The organism is Nguyenibacter sp. L1 (genome assembly GCF_035199985.1).
In the GTDB taxonomy this organism is placed as follows: domain Bacteria; phylum Pseudomonadota; class Alphaproteobacteria; order Acetobacterales; family Acetobacteraceae; genus Gluconacetobacter; species Gluconacetobacter vanlangensis.
In genome coordinates this window covers 3,673,045-3,692,030 of record NZ_CP127015.1, presented here as the reverse complement: position 1 = coordinate 3,692,030, position 18,986 = coordinate 3,673,045, and the positions used below count along the sequence as shown (strand labels likewise).

Genomic DNA, 18,986 nt, shown 5'->3' with positions numbered 1-18,986 from the left:
CCCATGCGACGCCCCCAGAAGACCGTTTTTTCCTCGACGATCCTGGCCAGGGTGCTGGCTGCCGGGCTGGCGGGCTGCGCCGCCGGGACGGCGCTGGCCGCCCATCATGCGAAGCCGGCGGCCCCCGTCGCGGCGGCCGCGTCGGCCGCGGTCGACCAGGATTCGATCATCGCCGTCATCAACGGCACGGTGCTGACGCGGCGGGACGTCGATAATCGCGGGCGGCTGTTCGCGCTGTCGGCCGGGCTGAACCTGAGCGAGGACGTGATGGCGCGGCTGCGCCCGCAGATCGTCCGGCAGTTGATCGACGAGCGGCTGCGCCAGGCGGAGATGCTGTCGCGCCATATCAACGTGCCGCCCGAGCAGATCGCGGCGGCGATCGGCGATATCGAGCGCCGCAACGGCATGCCGCACAACGCGCTGCGCGACCGGCTGGCCCAGGACGGGATTTCACTGACCACGCTGATCGACCAGATCCGCGTGCAACTGGGCTGGACCCAGGTGCTGCGCGAGGAGATGGGATCGCGCGCGCGCATCACGGCCGCCGAGATCGCGCAGCGCGACGCGGCGCTGCGGCAGGAGGACGGCAAGCCGCAATATCTGATCAGCGAGATCTTCATTCCGGTGGATGACCCGCGCCATTCGGAAGACGAGCTGAAATTCACCCAGACCATCATCCAGGAACTGCGCAACGGCGCACCGTTCGCCATCGTCGCCGCCCAGTTCTCGCAGAACCAGACTGCGCTGGAAGGCGGGATGATGGGGTGGATGCAGGAAGACAGCCTGGACCCCGAGGTCGTGGCGGTGGCGCGACAGATGCCGACCGGCGCCATTTCCAACCCGATCCGCGTGGCGGGCGGCTATGTCATCGCGACGCTGAGCGGGCGGCGGGTCATCGGCCACCAGATGGGCACGCTGGTTTCGCTGCGCCAGGCGTTCCTGCCCTTCACCAGCGCGCTGGACCCGCGCAACCCGACCGACCAGCAAAAGCAGATGCTGAAGGAGGCGCAGCAGATTTCGGCGACCGTGCATTCCTGTGCCGAGCTGGAGGCGCAGAACCACAAATATGGCGACAAGCGCGCGGCCAATCCGGGCGACGTGCAACTGGAACGTGTGAACCCGCAGATGCAGCAGGTCCTGGCCAACCTGCCCGTGGGGCAGGCCAGCCATCCGCTGGTGTCCACCGACGGGATCGACGTGCTGATGATCTGCGCGCGCCAGCAGAAGAATTTCGCCCAGCAGACGCCCAGCGAGATTGCCGACCAGTTGCTGAACGAGCGGGTCGAGCAGGCATCGCGGCAGTTGGACCGCGATTTGCGCCGCCGGGCGATCATCGACATGCGGTCGAAGGTCTAGGTCACGGGAAACGCGTTGTGACCGGGGCTGAACGCACGCCAGGGGCGCGGCCGGACGGGGCGGGTCAGGAGCTGGGACAGGGGTCGGGGCTGGAGCCGCTGCGCGCGGTGATCGCCCGCCATGGGCTGGATGCGCGCAAGGCGCTGGGGCAGCATTTTCTGCTGGATCCGGGGATCGTGGCGCGGATTGCCGGGCTGGCCGGCGACCTGGCGGGGCGGCATGTGGTGGAGGTCGGCCCCGGGCCGGGCGGGTTGACGCGCGCGCTGCTGGACAGCGCCGCCGAGACGGTGACGGCGGTGGAGATCGACCCGCGCGCGGTGGCGGTGATCGCCGAACTGGCCGCGCATTATCCCGGCCGGCTGCGCCTGGTGGAGGCCGACGCCACCCGGCAGGACCTGAGCGAACTGTGCCCTGCCCCGCGGCAGGTCGTCGCCAACCTGCCCTATAATGTCGGCACGCCGCTGCTGGTGGGCTGGCTGCGCCAGGCGGCGGCGTGGGAGCGGCTGACGCTGATGTTCCAGATGGAGGTCGCCGAGCGGATCTGCGCCGCCCCGGACACGCCCCATTACGGGCGCCTGGCGGTGCTGGCGCAATGGACCTGCCGCTGCGCGCTGGTGATGCGTATTCCGCCCGGCGCGTTCTCGCCGCCGCCCAAGGTCTATTCGGCGGTCGTCAGCCTGATCCCCCATGCGGTGCAACCGGCGCCCGCGCTGTTCCGCGCCATGGAGCAGGTGACGGCCGCCGCCTTCGGGCAGCGGCGCAAGATGCTGCGCGGTTCGCTGCGCCCGATCGGCGGCGAGGCGCTGCTGGCGGCGGCCGGGATCGACGGCGCGCGGCGCGCCGAGACGCTGGAGATTGCGGAATTCGACCGGCTGGCGCGCTGCCATGTCGCGCGGGGGGATGTGTAGGGGGTTTCTTCCCCGATACTTTTCTTTTTCCGACGAGAATTTTCGCCGATTTCAGAGCCCGGTGCACCTCCTGGTGTGAGAGATCCGGGTCAGGTCTTCTTCATGGTCGGTGCGTTGCGGATTGTCCACGCGACCGCGTCTGGACCGATCGTAAACATCGCCGTCGCCAATGTGTTCTCGCCATCCGGGTCTTTCGGATCGCACCGGTATATAGGCAAGTCACCATGACGGTCATGCAGGATCGCAATCGGATCGATCCGGCTGCCCGCGTCCGCCAACAGCGCATTGCCGCGGATCTGGCGCGCGCCGGAGGAAGCCGTCACGATCTGCGGTGCGTCTGCCGTCGCCTTGTGGATCAGGTGATTGGCATGCAGTGCTGGCTTCGCGATCCGCGTGACGGAGCAGTGCGACCCGGTCAATTCGACGCTTAGCAGTCGCGGATCGCCGATCTGCGCCAGCGTCAGGTGGAACGCGCCCGCGCGCGGCGTGGCGTGGATTACAGTCACCGCGCTGTCGAGCGATGCGCAGTCGAGAACCGCACGGGCGAGGGCCATGCGCGGCACGCCGTCCCCCATGACGCGCGGGCGGATATTGTTGACCGTGAGCACGAGACCGGCATCGTTGACGCCGAACGTATGCCCGGGCAGTGAGCCCGGATAGACGAATGCCTCGAACCCTGCGCCCCGGTCCGGCTGCGCGTTCAAGATGCCGCAGGCGCCACGCAGGCCGGGATCGCCGTCCTCGTTATGGGCGACGATGATGTCCAGACCGGGATCCAGACGGGGGTCCAGACCGGGCAACTGCACCGTCGTGCAGCCGTCGGGCGCGAGGCTTGCGATGTCGCCCCGGCAGTTCCAGGCAAACACGTCATCAAACGGCAGTTCGAGACCCTCGGCCAGTCCCTGGAGTTCAGCGAAAATATCGGGAAAGCGAGACTGGACCGCATCGCGCATGCGCGTGACACGCCCGTCCGTGGCATGAGCGATGATGGCGGCCCAGGCGGGCGTGGTTCTCAGATATTCATGGACGGCGCGCGCCCCGAACCGGCCAAGCCGGCGTCCGATATCACGCGCGGAGCCCCCGGCGTCGATCACGGGCAGGCCGCCGTGCTTATCAGTGGACATGACGCAGGAATTCCCGCAGCCGGGGGTTGACGGGATTGTCGAGCAGTTCGGCCGGAGGGCCATCGACCGTCACCTTGCCCCCTTCCATGAAGATAAGACGCGTGCCGACCTTGCGGGCGAAGTCCATTTCGTGGGTGACGACGATCATGGTCATACCGTCTTCGGCCAGCGATTGCATGACGCGCAGGACCTCGTGGCGCAGTTCGGGATCGAGTGCCGAGGTCGGCTCGTCGAACAGCATGATTTTCGGACGCACAGCCAGGGCGCGCGCGATCGCCACCCGCTGTTGCTGCCCGCCGGACAGTTCACCCGGATAATGCCCCGCACGCCCGGCAAGACCGACCTTTGCCAGCAAATCATGCGCCTGGCCCTCCGCCTCGCGCCGTGGCGTGCCACGCACGCGGCGGGCACCGAAGGCGACGTTCTGCAAGGCCGTCATCTGCGGAAAGAGATTGAATTGCTGGAAGACCATGCCGGCTTCCTGCCGGATCAAGCGCACGGTCTTTGCACCGCCGCGCACACTGTGCCCATCCACGACCAGATCGCCGCCGTCGATGGTCTCGAGCGCATTGACGCAGCGCAGCAGCGTCGATTTTCCCGATCCTGACGGCCCGATCAGCACGATTTTTTCCCCCCGCCGGATCGACAGATCGACCTCGTCGAGGATGGTGGTGGTGCCGAAGCGTTTCGTGACCTGTTGGAAATCGACGATGCTCACAGGATACGCATCCTTTTTTCGACAAGGCGCAGACACAGCGTCAGGACGCCGGTCATCACGAGATAGAGGAAGGCTACGGCGGTCCAGATTTCGACAGCCCGGAAATTGGCGGCCATGATTTCCTGCCCCTGCCGCGTCAGTTCGCCGACGCCGATCACGATGAACAGCGACGTGTCCTTGAGGCTGACGATGAACTGATTGCCGAGGCCCGGGATCATGCGCCGCAGCGCGAGCGGCCCCACGACATGCAGCAGCACCTTCCAGAACGGAAGCCCGAGCGCGAGCCCCGCCTCACGCAGGCCCTTCTGGACGGAGAGGAACGCGCCGCGCACGATTTCGGCGATATAGGCGCCCGCGTTGATGACGATGGCCGCGACAGCGGCGGCCAGCGGATCGATGCGCACCTTGAGCATCAGCGGCAGCGCGAAATAGATGAACATCACCTGCACGATAATCGGCGTGCCGCGGATCAACTCGACATAGACCATCGCCACGGCATTGACGAATTTGCTGCCATAGGCGCGCATGAGCCCGGCGACGAGGCCGATCACGAGACCGCCCGCAAGGCCCGCGAGCGCGATGAAGACCGTCAGCCGCGCCCCGCGCAACAGTTCGGGCATGGCAGCCCCGATCACCGACCAGTCGAACCGTGGGACGCCCGTGGTCGCCACGGCGGCGGCTGTGACGTGCCCGCGCGCGGCCGGATCGGCTTTCGGTGGCAGGGTACCGAACCATTTGAGATAGATCCGGTCGTAATCCCCGCGCGCCCGGAGTCTGGCGAGCGATGCATTGACGCGCTTCGTCAGGCTGCTGCCCTTGGGAAAGGCGAATCCGTATTGCTGTGCCATCATTGGCCTGCCAACGACCTTCATCCGTCCGGCGCCGTTGGTCCGGAGATAATACAGGATGTTGGGCGTATCGTGCATCGCGGCATCGGCGTTGCCTGTCGCGACCGCGAGGAAGGCGTTGTCGATGTTGGGAAACGCGCGCAGCGTGGCGCCCTTAAAATGCGCCTTGGCGTAATCGGCAGCCGACGTGCCAGACTTGATGGCGATTATTTTGCCGGCGAGATCGTAGGGTCCTGTGATCGTGCTCCCGATGGGCACCATAAGCTGGAAGCCACTGTCGTAATATCCGTCGGAAAAATCGATGACCCGGCGGCGGACTTCCTTGATCGTCATGCCCGACAGGCCGACATCGACCTGCCCGGTCTGCAGGGCCGGGATGATGCCATTGAAGTCCATCGGCTGGATCCGGTAGGTCACGCCGATGTCCCTGGCGATCGCATCCCACAAATCGATGTCAAAGCCGACATAGGCATTGCCCTGCTTGAACTCGAACGGTTCGAAGGACGTGTCCGTCGCAACGATCAGGTCGCCCGCGCGGGCCGGGGCGTGCACGAGCAGCGCCAGCGCGAGCATGATCGCGGCGATTAACGAAAACCCACTGCCTTGTTGGAATATGGACGGTCGGGCGGACGGCGCGGGCCGGTCCTGCCGCGCGTTGCGCGGCCCTTGCGGGGAATTCATTATCGGATGGGACGGGGTGGTGCTTATCGCCATCATGAAGGGCGCGCTCCGGCGATGGCGGCATCCACGGCCTCGCCCAGCCGCTCGACCACGTCGTCGATCTGGGCGGCATCGATGATGAAGGGGGGCGCGATCAGGGCGTGATCGCCCCGGGCGCCGTCGATCGTGCCGCCCATCGGATAGACCATCAATCCGCGCGCCATGGCCTCGGACTTGATCGCCGCGTGGAGCTTGCGCCCGGGATCGAACGGGGTGGCGGTTGCCCGGTCGGCCACGAATTCCAGCGCCTGGAACAGTCCACGCCCCCTGATATCGCCCACATGCGGGTGATCGCCGAAGCGTTCGGCAAGTCGTGCCCGCAGATGAGCCCCCATGGTCGTGACATTGGCCAGAAGATCATCGCGCCGGATCACCTCCTGCACCGCAAGCGCCGCGGCGGCAGCCATCGGATGGCCCATATAGGTGTGGCCATGCTGGAAAAATCCCGATCCTGTCGCGAATGATTCGAAAATGCGTTCCGACAGTAGGACCGCGCCGATCGGCTGGTATCCGCCGCCCAGGCCCTTGGCGATGGTCATGAGGTCCGGCGTGATGCCCTCTTGCTCGCAGGCGTGCAGCGTGCCGGTGCGGCCCATGCCACACATGACCTCATCGAGGATCAGCAACACGCCGTGACGGCTGCAGATCTCACGGATGCGCCGGAAATAATCGCCCACCGCAGGCACGGCGCCAGCCGTCGCGCCCACCACGGTTTCCGCGACGAACGCCATGACGGTGCCGGGACCCAGCTCGAGGATCTTGTCCTCGAGCTGTCCTGCCGCGCGCGCAGCATAATCGGCGTCGGATTCGCCCGCATCGCGGTAGCGATAGGCGAAGCACGGGTCGATATGATGCGTTTGCGGCAGCAACGGACGGAAGGGCGCGCGCCGCCATTCATTGCCGCCGGCCGCGAGCGCACCGAGCGTGTTGCCGTGATAGCTCTGGCGGCGCGCGATCACGTGGCGGCGTTCTGGCGCACCGGTTTCCACGAAATATTGCCGCGCCATTTTCAGCGCCGCCTCGACCGCTTCCGACCCGCCGCTGACGAGATAGACGCGATTGAGCCCGGCGGGCGCGTCCGCGATCAGTCGGTCGGCCAGGCGCTCGGCAATGTCGGACGTGAAGAAGCTGGTATGGGCATAGGCCAGCGTGTCGAGTTGGGCGTGCAGGGCCGCGAGCACGTCCGGATGGGAATGGCCGAGGCAGGAGACGGCAGCGCCGCCGGAGGCGTCAATATATCGCCGCCCGTCCTGATCGACGATCTCGATGCCGGCTGCGGCGACGGCGCGGGGCAGGCAGGCGCTCGTGGTGCGGTGAAGAAGGCGGCTCATCGCGGTTTTCTGGCCTTTCTGGACGTGTAGTGGATGTCGAGCGCGGCCAGGTGGTCGTCCATGCGCGCCAGAGCCGCAAGCGCCCTGTCGCCCTTGTTTCCCGTAATCAGGGTCGCGAGGATTTCGGTGACGAGGAAGGCCGGCACCATCGTGTGAAAGAAGGACGGGCCTGCGATCGGCACGACAATGACGTGGCTCGCGATCTGCGCGAGCGGCGAGGCGTCGCTGTCGGTCAGCGCCACGATCGGCAGGCCGCGCGACGCGGCATGTTCTGCGAGATCGATGCTGGCCCGCGTGTAGGGTGCGACACTGGCGGCGAACAGCACGTCCTCGTTTGTGGCTGTGGCCAGCATGTCGGCGCCGGTATTGCCGACGGCATCGAGCAGCACGGTGCGCTCGCCCAGCAGGGTCAGGACATAATGCAGGTGCCAGGACAGCGGATGGCACGCGCGCAGGCCCAGGGAATAGACGCGCCGAGCCGATGCCAAGGCCTTGGCTGACGCGACGATCCGCGCGAGGCAGTCATCCGCGCTGAGACGGTCGATATGGCTCGCCGCCGCGCGGAGCATGTCGACCGCCAGGGCCTTATCGCCATGCTGCTTCTGGGTCGAGAGCTGCGCGCCCGCATTGCCGGAAAAGCCGGTATGGGCCCCGCGCAGTGCGCCGGCGTAGAGCGCGCGGATATCGTCGAATCCGGAAAAGCCGAGACGTTTGGCCAGACGGGTCATGGTTGCCGGTTGGACGCTGCAGCGCCGGGCCTGCTCGCGCATCGACAGAAGCGCGACGTCGTGCGGATGGTCGAGCATATAACGCGCCGCTGCTTGTAGCTGCGCCGACATCGTGTCGAATTCCGCAAGGATACGATCGGACAGGGGGGCATGTTCCATACGGACGATCCTACCAAATGCGGAACAAAATTGCAACATACGTTTCATATTATATTAGTAAGATTCAAATGTATCCTATCGCGAGACCATATCGATGCCCCCTGCCCTGCACGACCGTGCCGCGACGATCGCCGTCGCCCCGGATGGCGGCCGCAGGGCCAAGATCGATCATGCCGCCATCCCGCTGACACCTGCAGACCTTGCGCGCAGGGCGAACGCCTGTCAGGAGGCGGGGGCTGCGATGATCCATGTGCATGTTCGGAAAAACCGCGGCGGGTACTCGTCATGATAGAAAAAGATCAAGCAGGGCCATGCGAATGGTGTCGAGGGATTTCGGGTCAACTATGAAACATACGTATCATAGTGAATCATTGTGCAACAAATGTGTTGACAACATGCGGCGCCGTGCATACGTTCTGGCCTCGGAACAGATGGAGTTGCGTTCAGTACCGGATAGGGAATTCCCAAGTCTATTTGCGGTTCGTGCATGTTCTCCCCGTGAATGGCGGAGCCTTTTTTGCATCTTACTAAATAATTTTATATCAAATTCCTGGGAGGGAGCGATGGATAAGTCACGTCTTCTGTTTGTTTTTCTGGGGATGACTTTTCTGTATTCCACTTCCGCGGATGCGAGTTCTGGCCGCAAGGTTTCGGCGGGCCGCAATATCGCCGGCAGCGTCGGCCGACCTGCGGCCGTGCGCGCGCCCATGCACAATGACGCCGTGCACAATGACGAGACGATCGAGGTCGGCGGGACGCGTCGCGTGCAGGGCATCAAGGTATCGCTTGGGCAAAGCCGCATCGAGCAGCAGCCGCCCGGAACAAATCCGCTCAAGGCGTTGGCCCAGTTGCCTGGCATCATGTATCAGGCTGCCGACGCGCAGGGGGTGGATGTCTGGTCCAGCCAGGTCTTCATGCATGGTTTCCAGCAGCAGGAACTGGGCTTTACGCTGGACGACATGCCGCTCGGCGAGGTGACCTACCGCAATTACAACGGCCTGAACCCGATCATGGCGATTTCTTCGGAAAACGTGGAGCGGATCGACGTGTCGCAGTCGGCCGGTGCGGAGGAGATCGCCTCGACCAGCAATCTGGGCGGGTCACTGAGCTATAAAAGCATCGATCCCAAGGACGTCATGGGCGGCACCGTCCGGCAGGGTTTCGGTTCGTATGGCCTGTTTCATACGTTTGCCCGTTTCGACAGCGGTGCGCTCAATGCGTCGGGCACGAAATTCTTCGCTTCCTATATGCGTAACGACAGCAGGTACTGGCGTGGGTACGGCGAGAATTTCATGCAACAGATCAACGTGAAACTCGTGCAGCCGATCGGCCAGCACAGTCGGGTCGCAGCATTCTTCGACTGGAGCGACCTGCATAATGATGGCTATCAGGATCTGTCGCCCGAAATTCTGGGAACGCTGGGACAGCGCGTTTCGAATTATTATAACGGCCGAGCCAGCGGATATATTGCCGCCTATCAGGCGGCGCAGGGGCGTTTTCCCGCTGGTTACGAGAAGCTGAGCGATCCGCTGGACGCGTCGTATTATGACGGCGCCACCAGCACCGTCGATTATTTCGGCGGCCTGAAGGCCGATATCGCGCTTGGGCATAACCTGACCTGGACGACGACAGCGTATGGACATGGCGAGGATAACCAGACCCACTGGACGACGCCGTATTTCCCGTCGCCCAACGGGGCTCCGTTGAGCGAACTGTCGAAGCAGCCGTCCATCCAGCGTTTCGGCGTGCTGTCCGCGATGCATTATGACATCGCGAGAAATCATATCGGTATTGGTGCCTGGTATGAAAACGACAGCTACCAGTCGCCCATGTATGTCTATTCGATGCCTCTGGTGGTCAATGGCGTGATCCAAGGGAGCGTTCCCAACGGACGCGTGTGGTGGAAAAACCCGTTTGGGCAAATATTCAACCAAAACTATAATACCAATACCATGACTGCCTTCGTCGATGACACGTTCCATCCGACGCGCAATATCGCGCTGAGTGCGGGGTTCAAGTCCATTCTCAGCACCGTCCGCGTGGGCGACGGCTATCTGAATCCAGCCTATTACGGGCTTGGTGCCGCGATCACAAGCGGAGAAAGCCTGACCGCATCAAGCGCGTTTCTGCCGCATCTGGCGGCCGACTGGCATTTTCTGAAACATCATGAACTGTTTGTCGATATTTCGAAAAATCTCCACACCTATGCTGAGTGCGGCTATAATCTGTGCAATTCGCCGCTGGCGGTGTCGCAGAGTGCGTTCGCGCTGAGCCGGGGCGGAATCAAGCCCGAGACAGCGTGGACCTATGCGGCCGGCTACCGTTTCAACGGCGATCTGGTGTCGGCATCGGTCTATGCGTATCGGACGAATTTCAAAAACCGTCTGCAGCAGATCACGGCGGGGTCGCTGATCAATCCGATCTCGGCGGTACAAAACGTCGGCGGGGTCACAATGAACGGCGTGGATGCCGCCATAACCATCACGCCGATCATGAACCTGCGCATTACCAATGCGGTCAGCTACAACCACTCCACATATGACCAGAATATCACGAATTCGGGCGTTTCGTTTCCGACTGCCGGAAAGCAGGTCGTCAATTTCCCCAGATTCATGTACAATACGAGCTTGGCCTACCAGTACGGAGCTTTCTCGCCCCATATCGATGCCGCCTATATCGGACCGCGCAATTACGCGTATACGGGCGACGTCAAGGTCGGCGGTTACTGGATGACCAATCTGGGCGTCCGTTACAGGCTGGCCACGGCGACCCGGGCGCTGGGGGTTCCGAAGATAGTGAAAAATGTTGAATTGTCTTTCGATATCTCGAACCTGCTGAACACGCGCTATATCTCGACAATGGGCGAAAACGGCAACCCGATGAGCATCTCGACAGGCGCCCTGACCACGCAATCCATGTTACCCGGCGCGCCGAGAGTGTTTTTTGGCTCGCTGCGCATAGATTTCTGAGTAAAGGCTTTCCTGCCCCTCGTCTTTTCATAAAAGCAAAGAACAATGAGCAACCCGAAAACAATCAAGATCATGTTGATCTCTGTTGCTCTGAGTTCGACATATTATACATATAGACGATTCGACAATAGAATAATAAAATCATTGAGTGAATGAGGCACGTGTAGCTTCCGAAGCCGGAGAAGCGTCGTTACCAGAATCAGGCCGATACGACTCCAGGCCACAATCTTTACAAGCAGAGTCTGGCGACCTGAACACGCCCGAGCCTGGCATTACGGCGTCCGTCAGCGACTTCGCGGCGAAAGAATTATCCAACGTCGACCTGTCTTGCGAGGTGCCATTTCTGAACATAAATACCAATTTTGCGGTTTAATAAAGTATAAAAATCAAAAATTGCTGACAAAAATGAGAATAAAATCGCAATATAAATGTTTTGCTTACAGAAAAAATCGGACAAATTTTTATAAGAAGCAAAGAAAGGTAATATAGTAAAAAAAGCGCCTGCTACGGGCACCCATGGCGCCGTAATCTTGATGCTGCCCAGAAAATAAAAAGTAATTATAGAGCACACAAAAATGACAGACACCGGAATGTAATATAGTATAGTTCCATAAATTTTGAGTGGATCCATGGCATAGAAATAATCAAATATAGAGTGCTCCAGGCATGTTACAAACATTATTAGCACAGAATATTTTAATCCATCTTTTCTTGAAGAGCCAATATATACCGCTGCAGCATCTTGAATGATCAAGGCCAAGTGAATGTCGATATCAAATGGTATACTTTGCGATAGCACAAATTTTCTGCTATTAGCCGCTATCCCCGGCATTCGAAATATTCCTTCGATCAAACCGAAAAAATATCCTATTCCCAAGAAACATTTAACCTGATCAGGAGATGTCGGTTTTATCTTCAGAAAGCCTAACAAGCAGATAGCACCTATTGTTTTAATAGACTCCTCTGTAAATCCAATCCGAAGATAAGGAAATAAATTACCAATACCAAATCTAGTTAATTCAATATTTGAAATACAACTTTCAGTGCGGCCACAAATAATGACAATAGCCAAAGAAATAAAAAATGTGGTCGACAAAAAAAATCGCGTGCCGTCAATTGAAAACCGTCGCAACCAGATGGTTGGGTAAAAGCATAAACAGATCAGCACACATGCATCTGACAGTATATTCACGAAAATTCCAGCCTTGTACGATAATCCTTATAGGAATAGCAAAAAGAGGAACGACACCAAAGCGCCATTCCCCCAACTGTCGGCGAGCCATCTGATGACCGAAGCCGCGCTGGTTTTCATAATACGGATGAGAATGGAGCACGTCGCTTTGTACGCCCGTGGTCATCGTGCTCCCGCCCCCCCCCCCAGCCGCTACCGCTGTCTTGCCGGCTCCATTCAAGTCCTTCCACCCCTTGCCAGGATAGCATATGCGCCCCGCTCACGCTCTTATTGGATCTATTTCTGTCTGATCAGCATTCGGCTGTCGCCGCACCTACTGTTGCGAACCTTCTGTTAAATTTGAAGGTTTTTTTGAACAATGCGGGGCGATTATTTCTTTCCTCGTCGCTTGCTGACTCAGCAGATTATGCCAGGCCTCAGCGTGCCGGGCTCGCTGCGACCCACTTCATTTTATTAACGAATCGGTTTCCAAAGGCCGCCGGCCTTTGGCGGGGTCCAGAGCGGGGTCCAGAGCGGGGTCTGGGGCGGCGCCCCGGGCGGGGGCGGTGCGTTCGGCGTCGAACATGTAGTCGCGGGTCAGGGGCACGGCGTCGATCGCGCGGGTGATCTGGAGCTGGAAGTTCATGTGGCCCTGGACGCGGAAGGAGAGTTCCACCCCGGCCAGGTAGAATTCGAACATCCGGCAGAACCGCTCGTCGTAGAGCGCGCGGATCCTGTCGCGGTTGGCGGCGAAGCGGGCGCGCCAGTGGGCGATCGTCATGGCGTAGTGCAGGCGCAGGATTTCGCAATCCGTCACCCACAAATTCGATTTTTCGATCGCGGCGAAGGTTTCGCTGAGCGCCGGGGAGTAGCCGCCGGGGAAGATGTAGCGGTCGAGCCAGGGATTGGTCGAGCCAGGCGGGTCGTTGCGGCCGATCGAATGCAGCAGCATGACCCCGTCGGGGGCCAGGATATCGTGCACCACGCGGAAGAAGCGGCGGTAATGGCCGATGCCGACATGTTCGAACATGCCGACCGAGACGATGCGGTCGAAGCGCCGCGTCACCGCGCGGTAATCGAGCAGTTCGAAGCGCACCCGGTCGGCCAGCCCGGCCGCCCGCGCGCGGTCGCGCGCGACGGCGAGCTGTTCGTGCGACAGGGTGATGCCGGTGACGCGGGCGCCGTAGTCGCGCGCGAGCGTCAGCGCCATGCCGCCCCAGCCGCAGCCGATATCCAGGACCTCGAGATCGGGACGGTCGAGGCGGAGCTTGGCGGCGATATGGTGTTTCTTGGCACGCTGGGCCTCTTCCAGCGTTTCGTCGCCGCGCGGGAAATAGGCGCAGGAATATTGCCGGTCGGCATCGAGGAACAGGTCGTAGAGCGCGCCGTTGAGGTCGTAATGGTGGGCGACGTTGCGGCGCGCGCGCCAGGCCGGGTTGAATTGCGTCCAGGTGCGCTTGGCGTGGCGGACCAGCCGGGCCGCGGCCTCGCCGACATGGCCGGCATGCATGCTGTTGGACATGAGCACGTGCAGCATGTCGTAGAGCGAGCAGCCGAGCGGGAGGACCTGGCCGTCCATATAGGCCTCGCCGAACGCCAGGGCGGGATTGACGATCAGGCGGCGTTCGACGGCGGGGGAGAGGATGCGCAATCCGGCGACGGGACCGGGCGTGCCGACATAGGTGCGCCGCGTGCCGTCGGAAAAGACGACGTCCAGCCGCCCATGCGCGATGAAGCTGCGAAAGATCCTGTCGATGACCGGCGTCATGCCGCGTTCCCCTCCCTGCTTTCGGCTCGGGAGCGAGCATGACGGGCGCGCGGCGATCCGTAAAGACGGCTGGCGCGATCTTTACCAGCCTTTTCAACGACAAAGGCCCGGACGCGGTTGCGTCCGGGCCCTGGCCCCCCGGCCGGGCGCCAGGGCGCCGCGGCAGGGAATGCGGATCAGGCTTCGGCGGAGGCTTCGGCCGTTTCCTCGGTCAGCGCTTCCTCGACGAAGCCGGCGGGTTCTTCCACCTCGACGCCGATCGCCTCGCCGCGAGCCTGGCGCTCGGCTTCTTCTTCCGAGCGGGCCACGTTCACCGTGACGGGGATCGAGACCTCGGGGTGCAGGGCCACGCGGACCTCGTACAGGCCGAGCTGCTTGATCGGGTGTTCGAGGACCACCTGCGCGCGGGTGATGCCGAGGCCGGCCTGGGTGGCGGCTTCGGCAACGTCGCGGGTGGTAACCGAACCGTACAGGCTGCCGCTGTCGCCGGCCTGACGGATCAGGATGACGGACAGGCCGTGCATGCGCTCGGACAGGCGCTCGGCCTCTTCACGGCGCTTGAGGTTCTGGGCCTCGAGATGGATGCGCTCGCGCTCGAAACGCTCGCGGTTGGCGGCGTTGGCGCGGATCGCCTTGCCCTGGGGCAGCAGGAAGTTGCGGGCGTAGCCCGGCTTCACCTTCACGACTTCGCCCATCTGCCCCAGGTTTTCGACGCGCTGGAGCAGGATCAGTTCGACTGCGGACATGATCTTCCCCCCTTAGCCGACGATGTAGGGCAGGAGTGCCAGGAACCGGGCGCGCTTGATCGCCTGGGCCAGTTCACGCTGCTTCTTGGCCGAGACCGCGGTGATGCGGCTGGGCACGATCTTGCCGCGCTCGGAGAGGAAGCGGCTGAGCAGGCGCACGTCCTTGTAGTCGATCTTCGGCGCGTTGGGGCCGGAGAACGGGCAGGATTTGCGGCGGCGGTAGAACGGACGGCGGGCACCGACGGCCGTGCGGCGGGCGGCGGGATTGATCTCGGTGGTGTCGGACATGATTCTTACTCCGCTTCGCCGTCGATATCGCGCGAATCCTCGCGCTCATTGCGGGCCCGGAACTCCTCGCGGTCGTCATAGCCGCGACGGCCGCCGCGGCCGCTCTCGAACCGGCCGGCGGGCTTGGGACCGCGGAAGCCGCGCTCGCGGTCGTCGCCCTTGCGGGACAGGATCACGGACGGCGCCTCGTCGATTTCCTCGACGCGCAGGGTCAGCACGCGCATCACGTCTTCGTTCAGGCTGAGCTGGCGCTCGATTTCCTTGATCGTTTCCGGCTTCGCATCCAGGCCGAGGAGCATGTAATGGCCCTTGCGGTTCTTCTTGATGCGGTAGGCCAGGCTGCGCAGGCCCCAATATTCGCGCTTGCGGACGGCGCCGCCGTCGGTTTCGAGCAGGGCGGCGATCCCGTCGGCGACGGCTTCGACCTGCTGCTGCGACACATCGTTACGTGCGATGAACACGGTCTCGTATAACGGCATGGGAACTCCCTTCGGATAAGGTCAACCCGGCCGCGCCGGACCCGGTCCGGACGGCGCCCCTCCCGCGGGGCATGGGTATAGCCGGGGCGATGCCGCGCCCCGGCAGGGAAGGAGCGGTGTGAAGCACAAAGCCCGGCGGATCGCAAGGGGAAACTGCCCCGATGGCGGTGGCGTGCCGTTTTCGGCCGACGAAACCGCATGATCGACGTTGCGATGACGATCCGCAGTGGACTAAGTTGACATGGTCAAGTCTGGAGCGGCTCATGCGGACCTTCAACATTCACGAGGCCAAGACTCATCTGTCGCGGCTGATCGATGATGCGAGCAAGGGGGAGAGCTTCATCATCGCCAAGGCCGGCAGGCCGGTCGCGCGGGTCAGCCCGGTTTCGGCGCCCACGGCGCGCCGGGCGCGGCGCCTTGGCTTTCTTGCGGGTGAACTCCAGGTGCCCGACGATTTCGACCACATGGGGCAGGAGGCGATCCGGGCCGCCTTCGAGGGGCGGCCGTGAAGCTGCTGCTGGATACCCACCTGCTGCTGTGGGCGGCGGGGACGCCGGACAGGCTGTCCGTCGAAGCCAGGGCGTTGCTGGAAGATCCGGATCACAGCCTGGTTTTCAGTGCCGCCAGCCTGTGGGAAATCACGATTAAGGCCGGCTTGGGCCGTGCCGATTTTCGGGTCGACCCGCATCTGTTGCGGCGCGGCCTGATCGAAAACGATTACACGGAACTGCCGATCACCAGCCAGCATGCGGTCGCGGTCAGCGGTCTGCCCAACCTGCATCGCGATCCGTTCGACCGTCTTCTGATCGCGCAGGCGATGGTGGAGGGATTTCTGCTGCTGACCCACGACCCGCTGGTACAAGCCTATCCGGGTCCTGTCAGAGCCGTCTGAGCCGGGTCGTGTCCGGCTGATGGGTCTTCGGCTGTCTTTTCAGATGCGCAGGCCGGGGGGGATGGCGAGGCCCAGCCGGTCGGGGATGTCCCAGATCTCGCGGATCGTGCGGATGCGGCGGAAGCCGGCCTGCAGGTAGGTGTCGAGCGCGCGGGGATGGTCGGCGGTGCAGGTATTGACCCGCACGCTGGACGGGCCCGAGGCCCAGGCGGCGTCGAGGGCCGCGCGCAGGAAGGCGCGGCCGATGCCCTGTCCGATCCGGCCGGGCATCAGGCCGAAATAGGCCAGGTTGACCTCGTCGGGCATCGCGCAGTCCAGCTCGAAGAAGCCGCAGACCTCCTGCCCGTGCCACAGCACGTTCACCCGCACCGTGGGATCGCGCAGCAGGGCCGCCAGTTCGCCGTCGGGCATGGCGCGGCGCAGCCACCAGCAATAATCCTGCCCGACGCCGTCATAGAGGCGGCGATAGAACGCGACGGGCGGGGCCGGGTAATGGTCGATGCGATAGCCGTCCGGCAGCGGGGGCGCGCGCCCGGCGGGGGGCGCGTCCATGCAGAGGAAGGTGACGTCGACGGCGACCCGGGTGGCCGGGCCGGCTGCGAGCGAGGCGGACATGGGCGGGGGCGATCAGTTGTCGTCGAGGAACGAGCGCAGCTTGCGGCTTCGGCTGGGGTGCTTGAGCTTGCGCAGCGCCTTGGCCTCGATCTGGCGGATGCGTTCGCGCGTGACGTTGAATTGCTGGCCGACCTCTTCGAGCGTGTGGTCGGTGTTCATGCCGATGCCGAAGCGCATGCGCAGCACGCGTTCCTCACGCGGGGTCAGCGAGGACAGGACGCGGGTCGTCGCCTCGCGCAGGTTGGTCTGGATCGCGGCGTCCAGGGGGATGACGGCCGACTTGTCCTCGATGAAATCGCCGAGATGGCTGTCTTCCTCGTCGCCGATCGGGGTTTCGAGGGAGATCGGCTCCTTGGCGATCTTGAGCACCTTGCGCACTTTTTCCAGCGGCATGCCCAGCTTTTCGGCCAGTTCCTCGGGCGCGGGCTCGCGGCCGATCTCGTGCAGCATCTGGCGCGAGGTGCGCACCAGCTTGTTGATCGTTTCGATCATGTGCACGGGAATGCGGATCGTCCGCGCCTGGTCGGCGATCGAGCGGGTGATCGCCTGGCGGATCCACCAGGTGGCGTAGGTCGAGAATTTGTAGCCGCGGCGATATTCGAACTTATCGACCGCCTTCATCAGCCCGATATTGCCCTCTTGGATCAGGTCGAGGAATTGCAGGCCGCGATTGGTGTATTTCTTGGCGATCGAGATGACCAGGCGCAGATTGGCCTCGATCATCTCCTTCTTGGCGCGGGCGGAATCGCGCTCGCCGCGCGAGACGGTGGCGTAGACGCGGCGGAATTCGCCGACCGGCAGGCCGGTTTCCTGCGACAGGGCGGCGACCTGGGCGCGCAGGTCGCGCACCGCGTCGGCATGCCGGGCCACGAAATTCTTCCAGCCCTTGGCCGGCAGGGCGGAGACCATGTCCATCCAGCCCGGATCCAGCTCGCTGCCGCGATACTTGATCAGGAAATCCTCACGCGAGACCTTGCAGCTTTCGGCCAGGCGCAGCATGCGGCCTTCCAGCCCGTTCAGGCGCTGGAAGATTTCCTTGAGATGCTGGACCAGCACTTCGATGCGCGTGTTGTGCAGGTGCACCTGCTGCACCTTGCCGACCAGTTCCTCGCGCAGCTTCTCGTAGGATTTTTCCGACTTGTCGGACATCTCGGCGCCCGAGGTCAGGGTTTCGAGACGCTTGGACTGCAGCTTCTGCAGGCGGGAATAGAGTTCCTCGATCTCCTCGAACCGGGCGAGGATCTCGGGCTTCAGCTTTTCCTCGAGCGCCGAGAGCGACAGGCCGGCGCCCTCGCCCTCGTCGCCGTCCTCGGGCTCGGCGCCCGCCTCGAAGCCGGATTCGTCCTGCGGCTCGCCCTCTTCGGCGCCCTCGCTCTCGGGGCCGGCGCCGCCGGACTGCATGGCTTCGAGATCGACGATGTCGCGCAGCAGCATCTCGCCCGCCTTGAGGCGGTCATGCCAGGAGATGATGGCGCTGAAGGTCAGCGGGCTCTCGCACAGGCCGCCGATCATCTCGTCGCGGCCGGCCTCGATCCGCTTGGCGATGGCGATCTCGCCCTCGCGCGACAGCAGCTCGACCGAGCCCATCTCGCGCAGATACATGCGCACCGGGTCGTCGGTGCGGCCCAGGCTCTCGGTATCGACGTTGCCGGCGGCGCCGCCTTCCTCCTCGGCCTCGGCCTCTTCGGCCTTTTCCTCGCGGTTGGCCTCGGAATCGTCGTTATCCTCGTTCTCGACGACCTGGATGCCCATTTCCGACAGGACCGCCATCACGTCCTCGATCTGCTCGGAGGACATCTGGTCCTGCGGCAGGACGGCGTTCAGCTCGTCGAAGGTGATGTAGCCCCGTTCCTTGCCGCGGGCGATCAGCCTCTTGACGGCTCCGGATTGCGTGTCCAGCAGAGTTGTGTCGTTATCCTGATCGCCAGAAGTCGCTTCCGTACTCGCGGCCGTCTTTGTCGCCATCGCCTGCCCTGTCCCCTCACCCGCTACCGTGCCATCCGTCGCACGCCGCGCGACGGCGTGCCGGCCCTGCTTCGCCGCCCGGCCGTCCCGCCTGGGCGGGATGCAAGCCACCGGACACGAAAGGGCCATTCTATCGCATCTGACAATTTCAGTGTGGTGCAGGTGGTCGATTCAGGGTCGGAAGTCAAGGGGCCAAACCGG

The 18,986-nt window shown here is 63.1% G+C and carries 19 protein-coding genes and 1 pseudogene; 6 read left to right on the top strand and 14 right to left on the bottom strand.

All coding sequences use genetic code 11. The annotated features are described in order from the left end of the window. Positions 1–3: 3 nt before the first annotated feature. Complete coding sequence (locus tag QN315_RS16630) at positions 4–1,356, top strand: peptidylprolyl isomerase (protein ID WP_323990457.1); 1,353 nt, start codon at positions 4–6, stop codon at positions 1,354–1,356. Positions 1,357–1,427: 71 nt separating this feature from the next. Next, positions 1,428–2,264: a 16S rRNA (adenine(1518)-N(6)/adenine(1519)-N(6))-dimethyltransferase RsmA gene (rsmA, locus tag QN315_RS16625; RefSeq protein ID WP_323993586.1), complete on the top strand. Its 837-nt coding sequence runs from the start codon at positions 1,428–1,430 to the stop codon at positions 2,262–2,264. A gap of 89 nt (positions 2,265–2,353) precedes the next feature. Here rsmA and QN315_RS16620 read toward each other — a convergent pair whose 3' ends face one another. The 6 genes and pseudogenes from QN315_RS16620 to QN315_RS16600 all read right to left on the bottom strand — a co-directional run bounded on the left by QN315_RS16620 (position 2,354) and on the right by QN315_RS16600 (position 7,844). Further along, on the bottom strand, positions 2,354–3,388 hold the full coding sequence (locus QN315_RS16620) for a C45 family peptidase (RefSeq protein WP_323990456.1): 1,035 nt from the start codon (positions 3,386–3,388) through the stop codon (positions 2,354–2,356). Beyond that, positions 3,378–4,100, bottom strand: a complete 723-nt coding sequence (gene glnQ, locus QN315_RS16615) for a glutamine ABC transporter ATP-binding protein GlnQ (protein ID WP_408904657.1) — start codon at positions 4,098–4,100, stop codon at positions 3,378–3,380. The genes QN315_RS16620 and glnQ overlap by 11 nt, the downstream gene beginning before the upstream one ends. 2 nt (positions 4,101–4,102) lie before the next feature. After that, positions 4,103–4,726, bottom strand: a complete 624-nt coding sequence (glnP, locus tag QN315_RS19645) for a glutamine ABC transporter permease GlnP (protein WP_408904656.1) — start codon at positions 4,724–4,726, stop codon at positions 4,103–4,105. A gap of 108 nt (positions 4,727–4,834) precedes the next feature. Further along, positions 4,835–5,527 (bottom strand): annotated as a pseudogene (gene glnH, locus QN315_RS19640) (glutamine ABC transporter substrate-binding protein GlnH); the annotation flags it as partial. A 140-nt stretch (positions 5,528–5,667) separates the two neighbouring features. Further along, complete coding sequence (locus QN315_RS16605; RefSeq protein ID WP_323990451.1) at positions 5,668–7,005, bottom strand: aspartate aminotransferase family protein; 1,338 nt, start codon at positions 7,003–7,005, stop codon at positions 5,668–5,670. After that, positions 7,002–7,844 (bottom strand): MurR/RpiR family transcriptional regulator, encoded by an 843-nt coding sequence (locus QN315_RS16600; protein ID WP_323990450.1) that lies wholly within the window; start codon positions 7,842–7,844, stop codon positions 7,002–7,004. The genes QN315_RS16605 and QN315_RS16600 overlap by 4 nt, the downstream gene beginning before the upstream one ends. A 142-nt stretch (positions 7,845–7,986) precedes the next feature. Between QN315_RS16600 and QN315_RS19635 the strand changes: the two genes are divergently transcribed. Both QN315_RS19635 and QN315_RS16595 read left to right on the top strand, forming a co-directional pair. Further along, on the top strand, positions 7,987–8,181 hold the full coding sequence (locus QN315_RS19635; protein ID WP_408904543.1) for a 3-keto-5-aminohexanoate cleavage protein: 195 nt from the start codon (positions 7,987–7,989) through the stop codon (positions 8,179–8,181). Positions 8,182–8,455: 274 nt separating this feature from the next. Continuing rightward, positions 8,456–10,861 (top strand): TonB-dependent receptor, encoded by a 2,406-nt coding sequence (locus QN315_RS16595; RefSeq protein ID WP_323990449.1) that lies wholly within the window; start codon positions 8,456–8,458, stop codon positions 10,859–10,861. 307 nt (positions 10,862–11,168) lie between these two features. Here the strand turns inward: QN315_RS16595 and QN315_RS16590 are convergent, their stop codons facing one another. The 6 genes from QN315_RS16590 to rpsF form a co-directional block, all read right to left on the bottom strand. Then, positions 11,169–11,957, bottom strand: coding sequence for a hypothetical protein (locus QN315_RS16590; RefSeq protein ID WP_323990448.1), 789 nt, complete (start codon positions 11,955–11,957; stop codon positions 11,169–11,171). A gap of 16 nt (positions 11,958–11,973) precedes the next feature. Next, entirely contained in the window at positions 11,974–12,219 is a 246-nt protein-coding gene (locus QN315_RS16585) for a hypothetical protein (protein ID WP_323990447.1), read from the bottom strand. A 279-nt stretch (positions 12,220–12,498) separates the two neighbouring features. Next, positions 12,499–13,800 carry a cyclopropane-fatty-acyl-phospholipid synthase family protein gene (locus tag QN315_RS16580; RefSeq protein ID WP_323990446.1) on the bottom strand — a complete coding sequence of 434 codons (1,302 nt, stop codon included), beginning with the start codon at positions 13,798–13,800 and terminating at the stop codon, positions 12,499–12,501. 176 nt (positions 13,801–13,976) lie between these two features. Next, entirely contained in the window at positions 13,977–14,546 is a 570-nt protein-coding gene (gene rplI, locus QN315_RS16575) for a 50S ribosomal protein L9 (protein WP_323990445.1), read from the bottom strand. Positions 14,547–14,558: 12 nt separating this feature from the next. After that, on the bottom strand, positions 14,559–14,834 hold the full coding sequence (gene rpsR / locus QN315_RS16570) for a 30S ribosomal protein S18 (RefSeq protein WP_114726487.1): 276 nt from the start codon (positions 14,832–14,834) through the stop codon (positions 14,559–14,561). 5 nt (positions 14,835–14,839) lie between these two features. Further along, positions 14,840–15,313 carry a 30S ribosomal protein S6 gene (gene rpsF / locus QN315_RS16565; protein WP_176638875.1) on the bottom strand — a complete coding sequence of 158 codons (474 nt, stop codon included), beginning with the start codon at positions 15,311–15,313 and terminating at the stop codon, positions 14,840–14,842. Between the two features lie 263 nt (positions 15,314–15,576). Between rpsF and QN315_RS16560 the strand changes: the two genes are divergently transcribed. Then, entirely contained in the window at positions 15,577–15,822 is a 246-nt protein-coding gene (locus QN315_RS16560; RefSeq protein ID WP_323990444.1) for a type II toxin-antitoxin system prevent-host-death family antitoxin, read from the top strand. Then, positions 15,819–16,205 (top strand): type II toxin-antitoxin system VapC family toxin, encoded by a 387-nt coding sequence (locus QN315_RS16555; RefSeq protein ID WP_323990443.1) that lies wholly within the window; start codon positions 15,819–15,821, stop codon positions 16,203–16,205. Before QN315_RS16560 ends, QN315_RS16555 begins: the two co-directional genes overlap by 4 nt. Before the next feature lie 39 nt (positions 16,206–16,244). Here the strand turns inward: QN315_RS16555 and QN315_RS16550 are convergent, their stop codons facing one another. Together QN315_RS16550 and rpoD are read right to left on the bottom strand one after the other, a co-directional pair. Continuing rightward, positions 16,245–16,820 (bottom strand): GNAT family N-acetyltransferase, encoded by a 576-nt coding sequence (locus QN315_RS16550; protein ID WP_323990442.1) that lies wholly within the window; start codon positions 16,818–16,820, stop codon positions 16,245–16,247. A 12-nt stretch (positions 16,821–16,832) separates the two neighbouring features. Next, positions 16,833–18,785: an RNA polymerase sigma factor RpoD gene (gene rpoD / locus QN315_RS16545; RefSeq protein WP_323990441.1), complete on the bottom strand. Its 1,953-nt coding sequence runs from the start codon at positions 18,783–18,785 to the stop codon at positions 16,833–16,835. Positions 18,786–18,986 lie beyond the last annotated feature (201 nt).

Bases quoted from the DNA above. Each gene is read 5' to 3' on its own strand.
- QN315_RS16560 (WP_323990444.1), top strand. From the start codon at position 15,577: ATGCGGACCTTCAACATTCACGAGGCCAAGACTCATCTGTCGCGGCTG.
- rplI (WP_323990445.1), bottom strand. From the start codon at position 14,546: ATGTCCGCAGTCGAACTGATCCTGCTCCAGCGCGTCGAAAACCTGGGG.
- QN315_RS16585 (WP_323990447.1), bottom strand. From the start codon at position 12,219: ATGACCACGGGCGTACAAAGCGACGTGCTCCATTCTCATCCGTATTAT.
- rpsR (WP_114726487.1), bottom strand. From the start codon at position 14,834: ATGTCCGACACCACCGAGATCAATCCCGCCGCCCGCCGCACGGCCGTC.
- QN315_RS16550 (WP_323990442.1), bottom strand. From the start codon at position 16,820: ATGTCCGCCTCGCTCGCAGCCGGCCCGGCCACCCGGGTCGCCGTCGAC.
- QN315_RS16630 (WP_323990457.1), top strand. From the start codon at position 4: ATGCGACGCCCCCAGAAGACCGTTTTTTCCTCGACGATCCTGGCCAGG.
- rpsF (WP_176638875.1), bottom strand. From the start codon at position 15,313: ATGCCGTTATACGAGACCGTGTTCATCGCACGTAACGATGTGTCGCAG.
- QN315_RS19635 (WP_408904543.1), top strand. From the start codon at position 7,987: ATGCCCCCTGCCCTGCACGACCGTGCCGCGACGATCGCCGTCGCCCCG.
- QN315_RS16600 (WP_323990450.1), bottom strand. From the start codon at position 7,844: ATGTCGGCGCAGCTACAAGCAGCGGCGCGTTATATGCTCGACCATCCG.
- glnP (WP_408904656.1), bottom strand. From the start codon at position 4,726: ATGCCCGAACTGTTGCGCGGGGCGCGGCTGACGGTCTTCATCGCGCTC.
- QN315_RS16605 (WP_323990451.1), bottom strand. From the start codon at position 7,005: ATGAGCCGCCTTCTTCACCGCACCACGAGCGCCTGCCTGCCCCGCGCC.
- QN315_RS16595 (WP_323990449.1), top strand. From the start codon at position 8,456: ATGGATAAGTCACGTCTTCTGTTTGTTTTTCTGGGGATGACTTTTCTG.
- QN315_RS16580 (WP_323990446.1), bottom strand. From the start codon at position 13,800: ATGACGCCGGTCATCGACAGGATCTTTCGCAGCTTCATCGCGCATGGG.
- QN315_RS16620 (WP_323990456.1), bottom strand. From the start codon at position 3,388: ATGTCCACTGATAAGCACGGCGGCCTGCCCGTGATCGACGCCGGGGGC.
- rpoD (WP_323990441.1), bottom strand. From the start codon at position 18,785: ATGGCGACAAAGACGGCCGCGAGTACGGAAGCGACTTCTGGCGATCAG.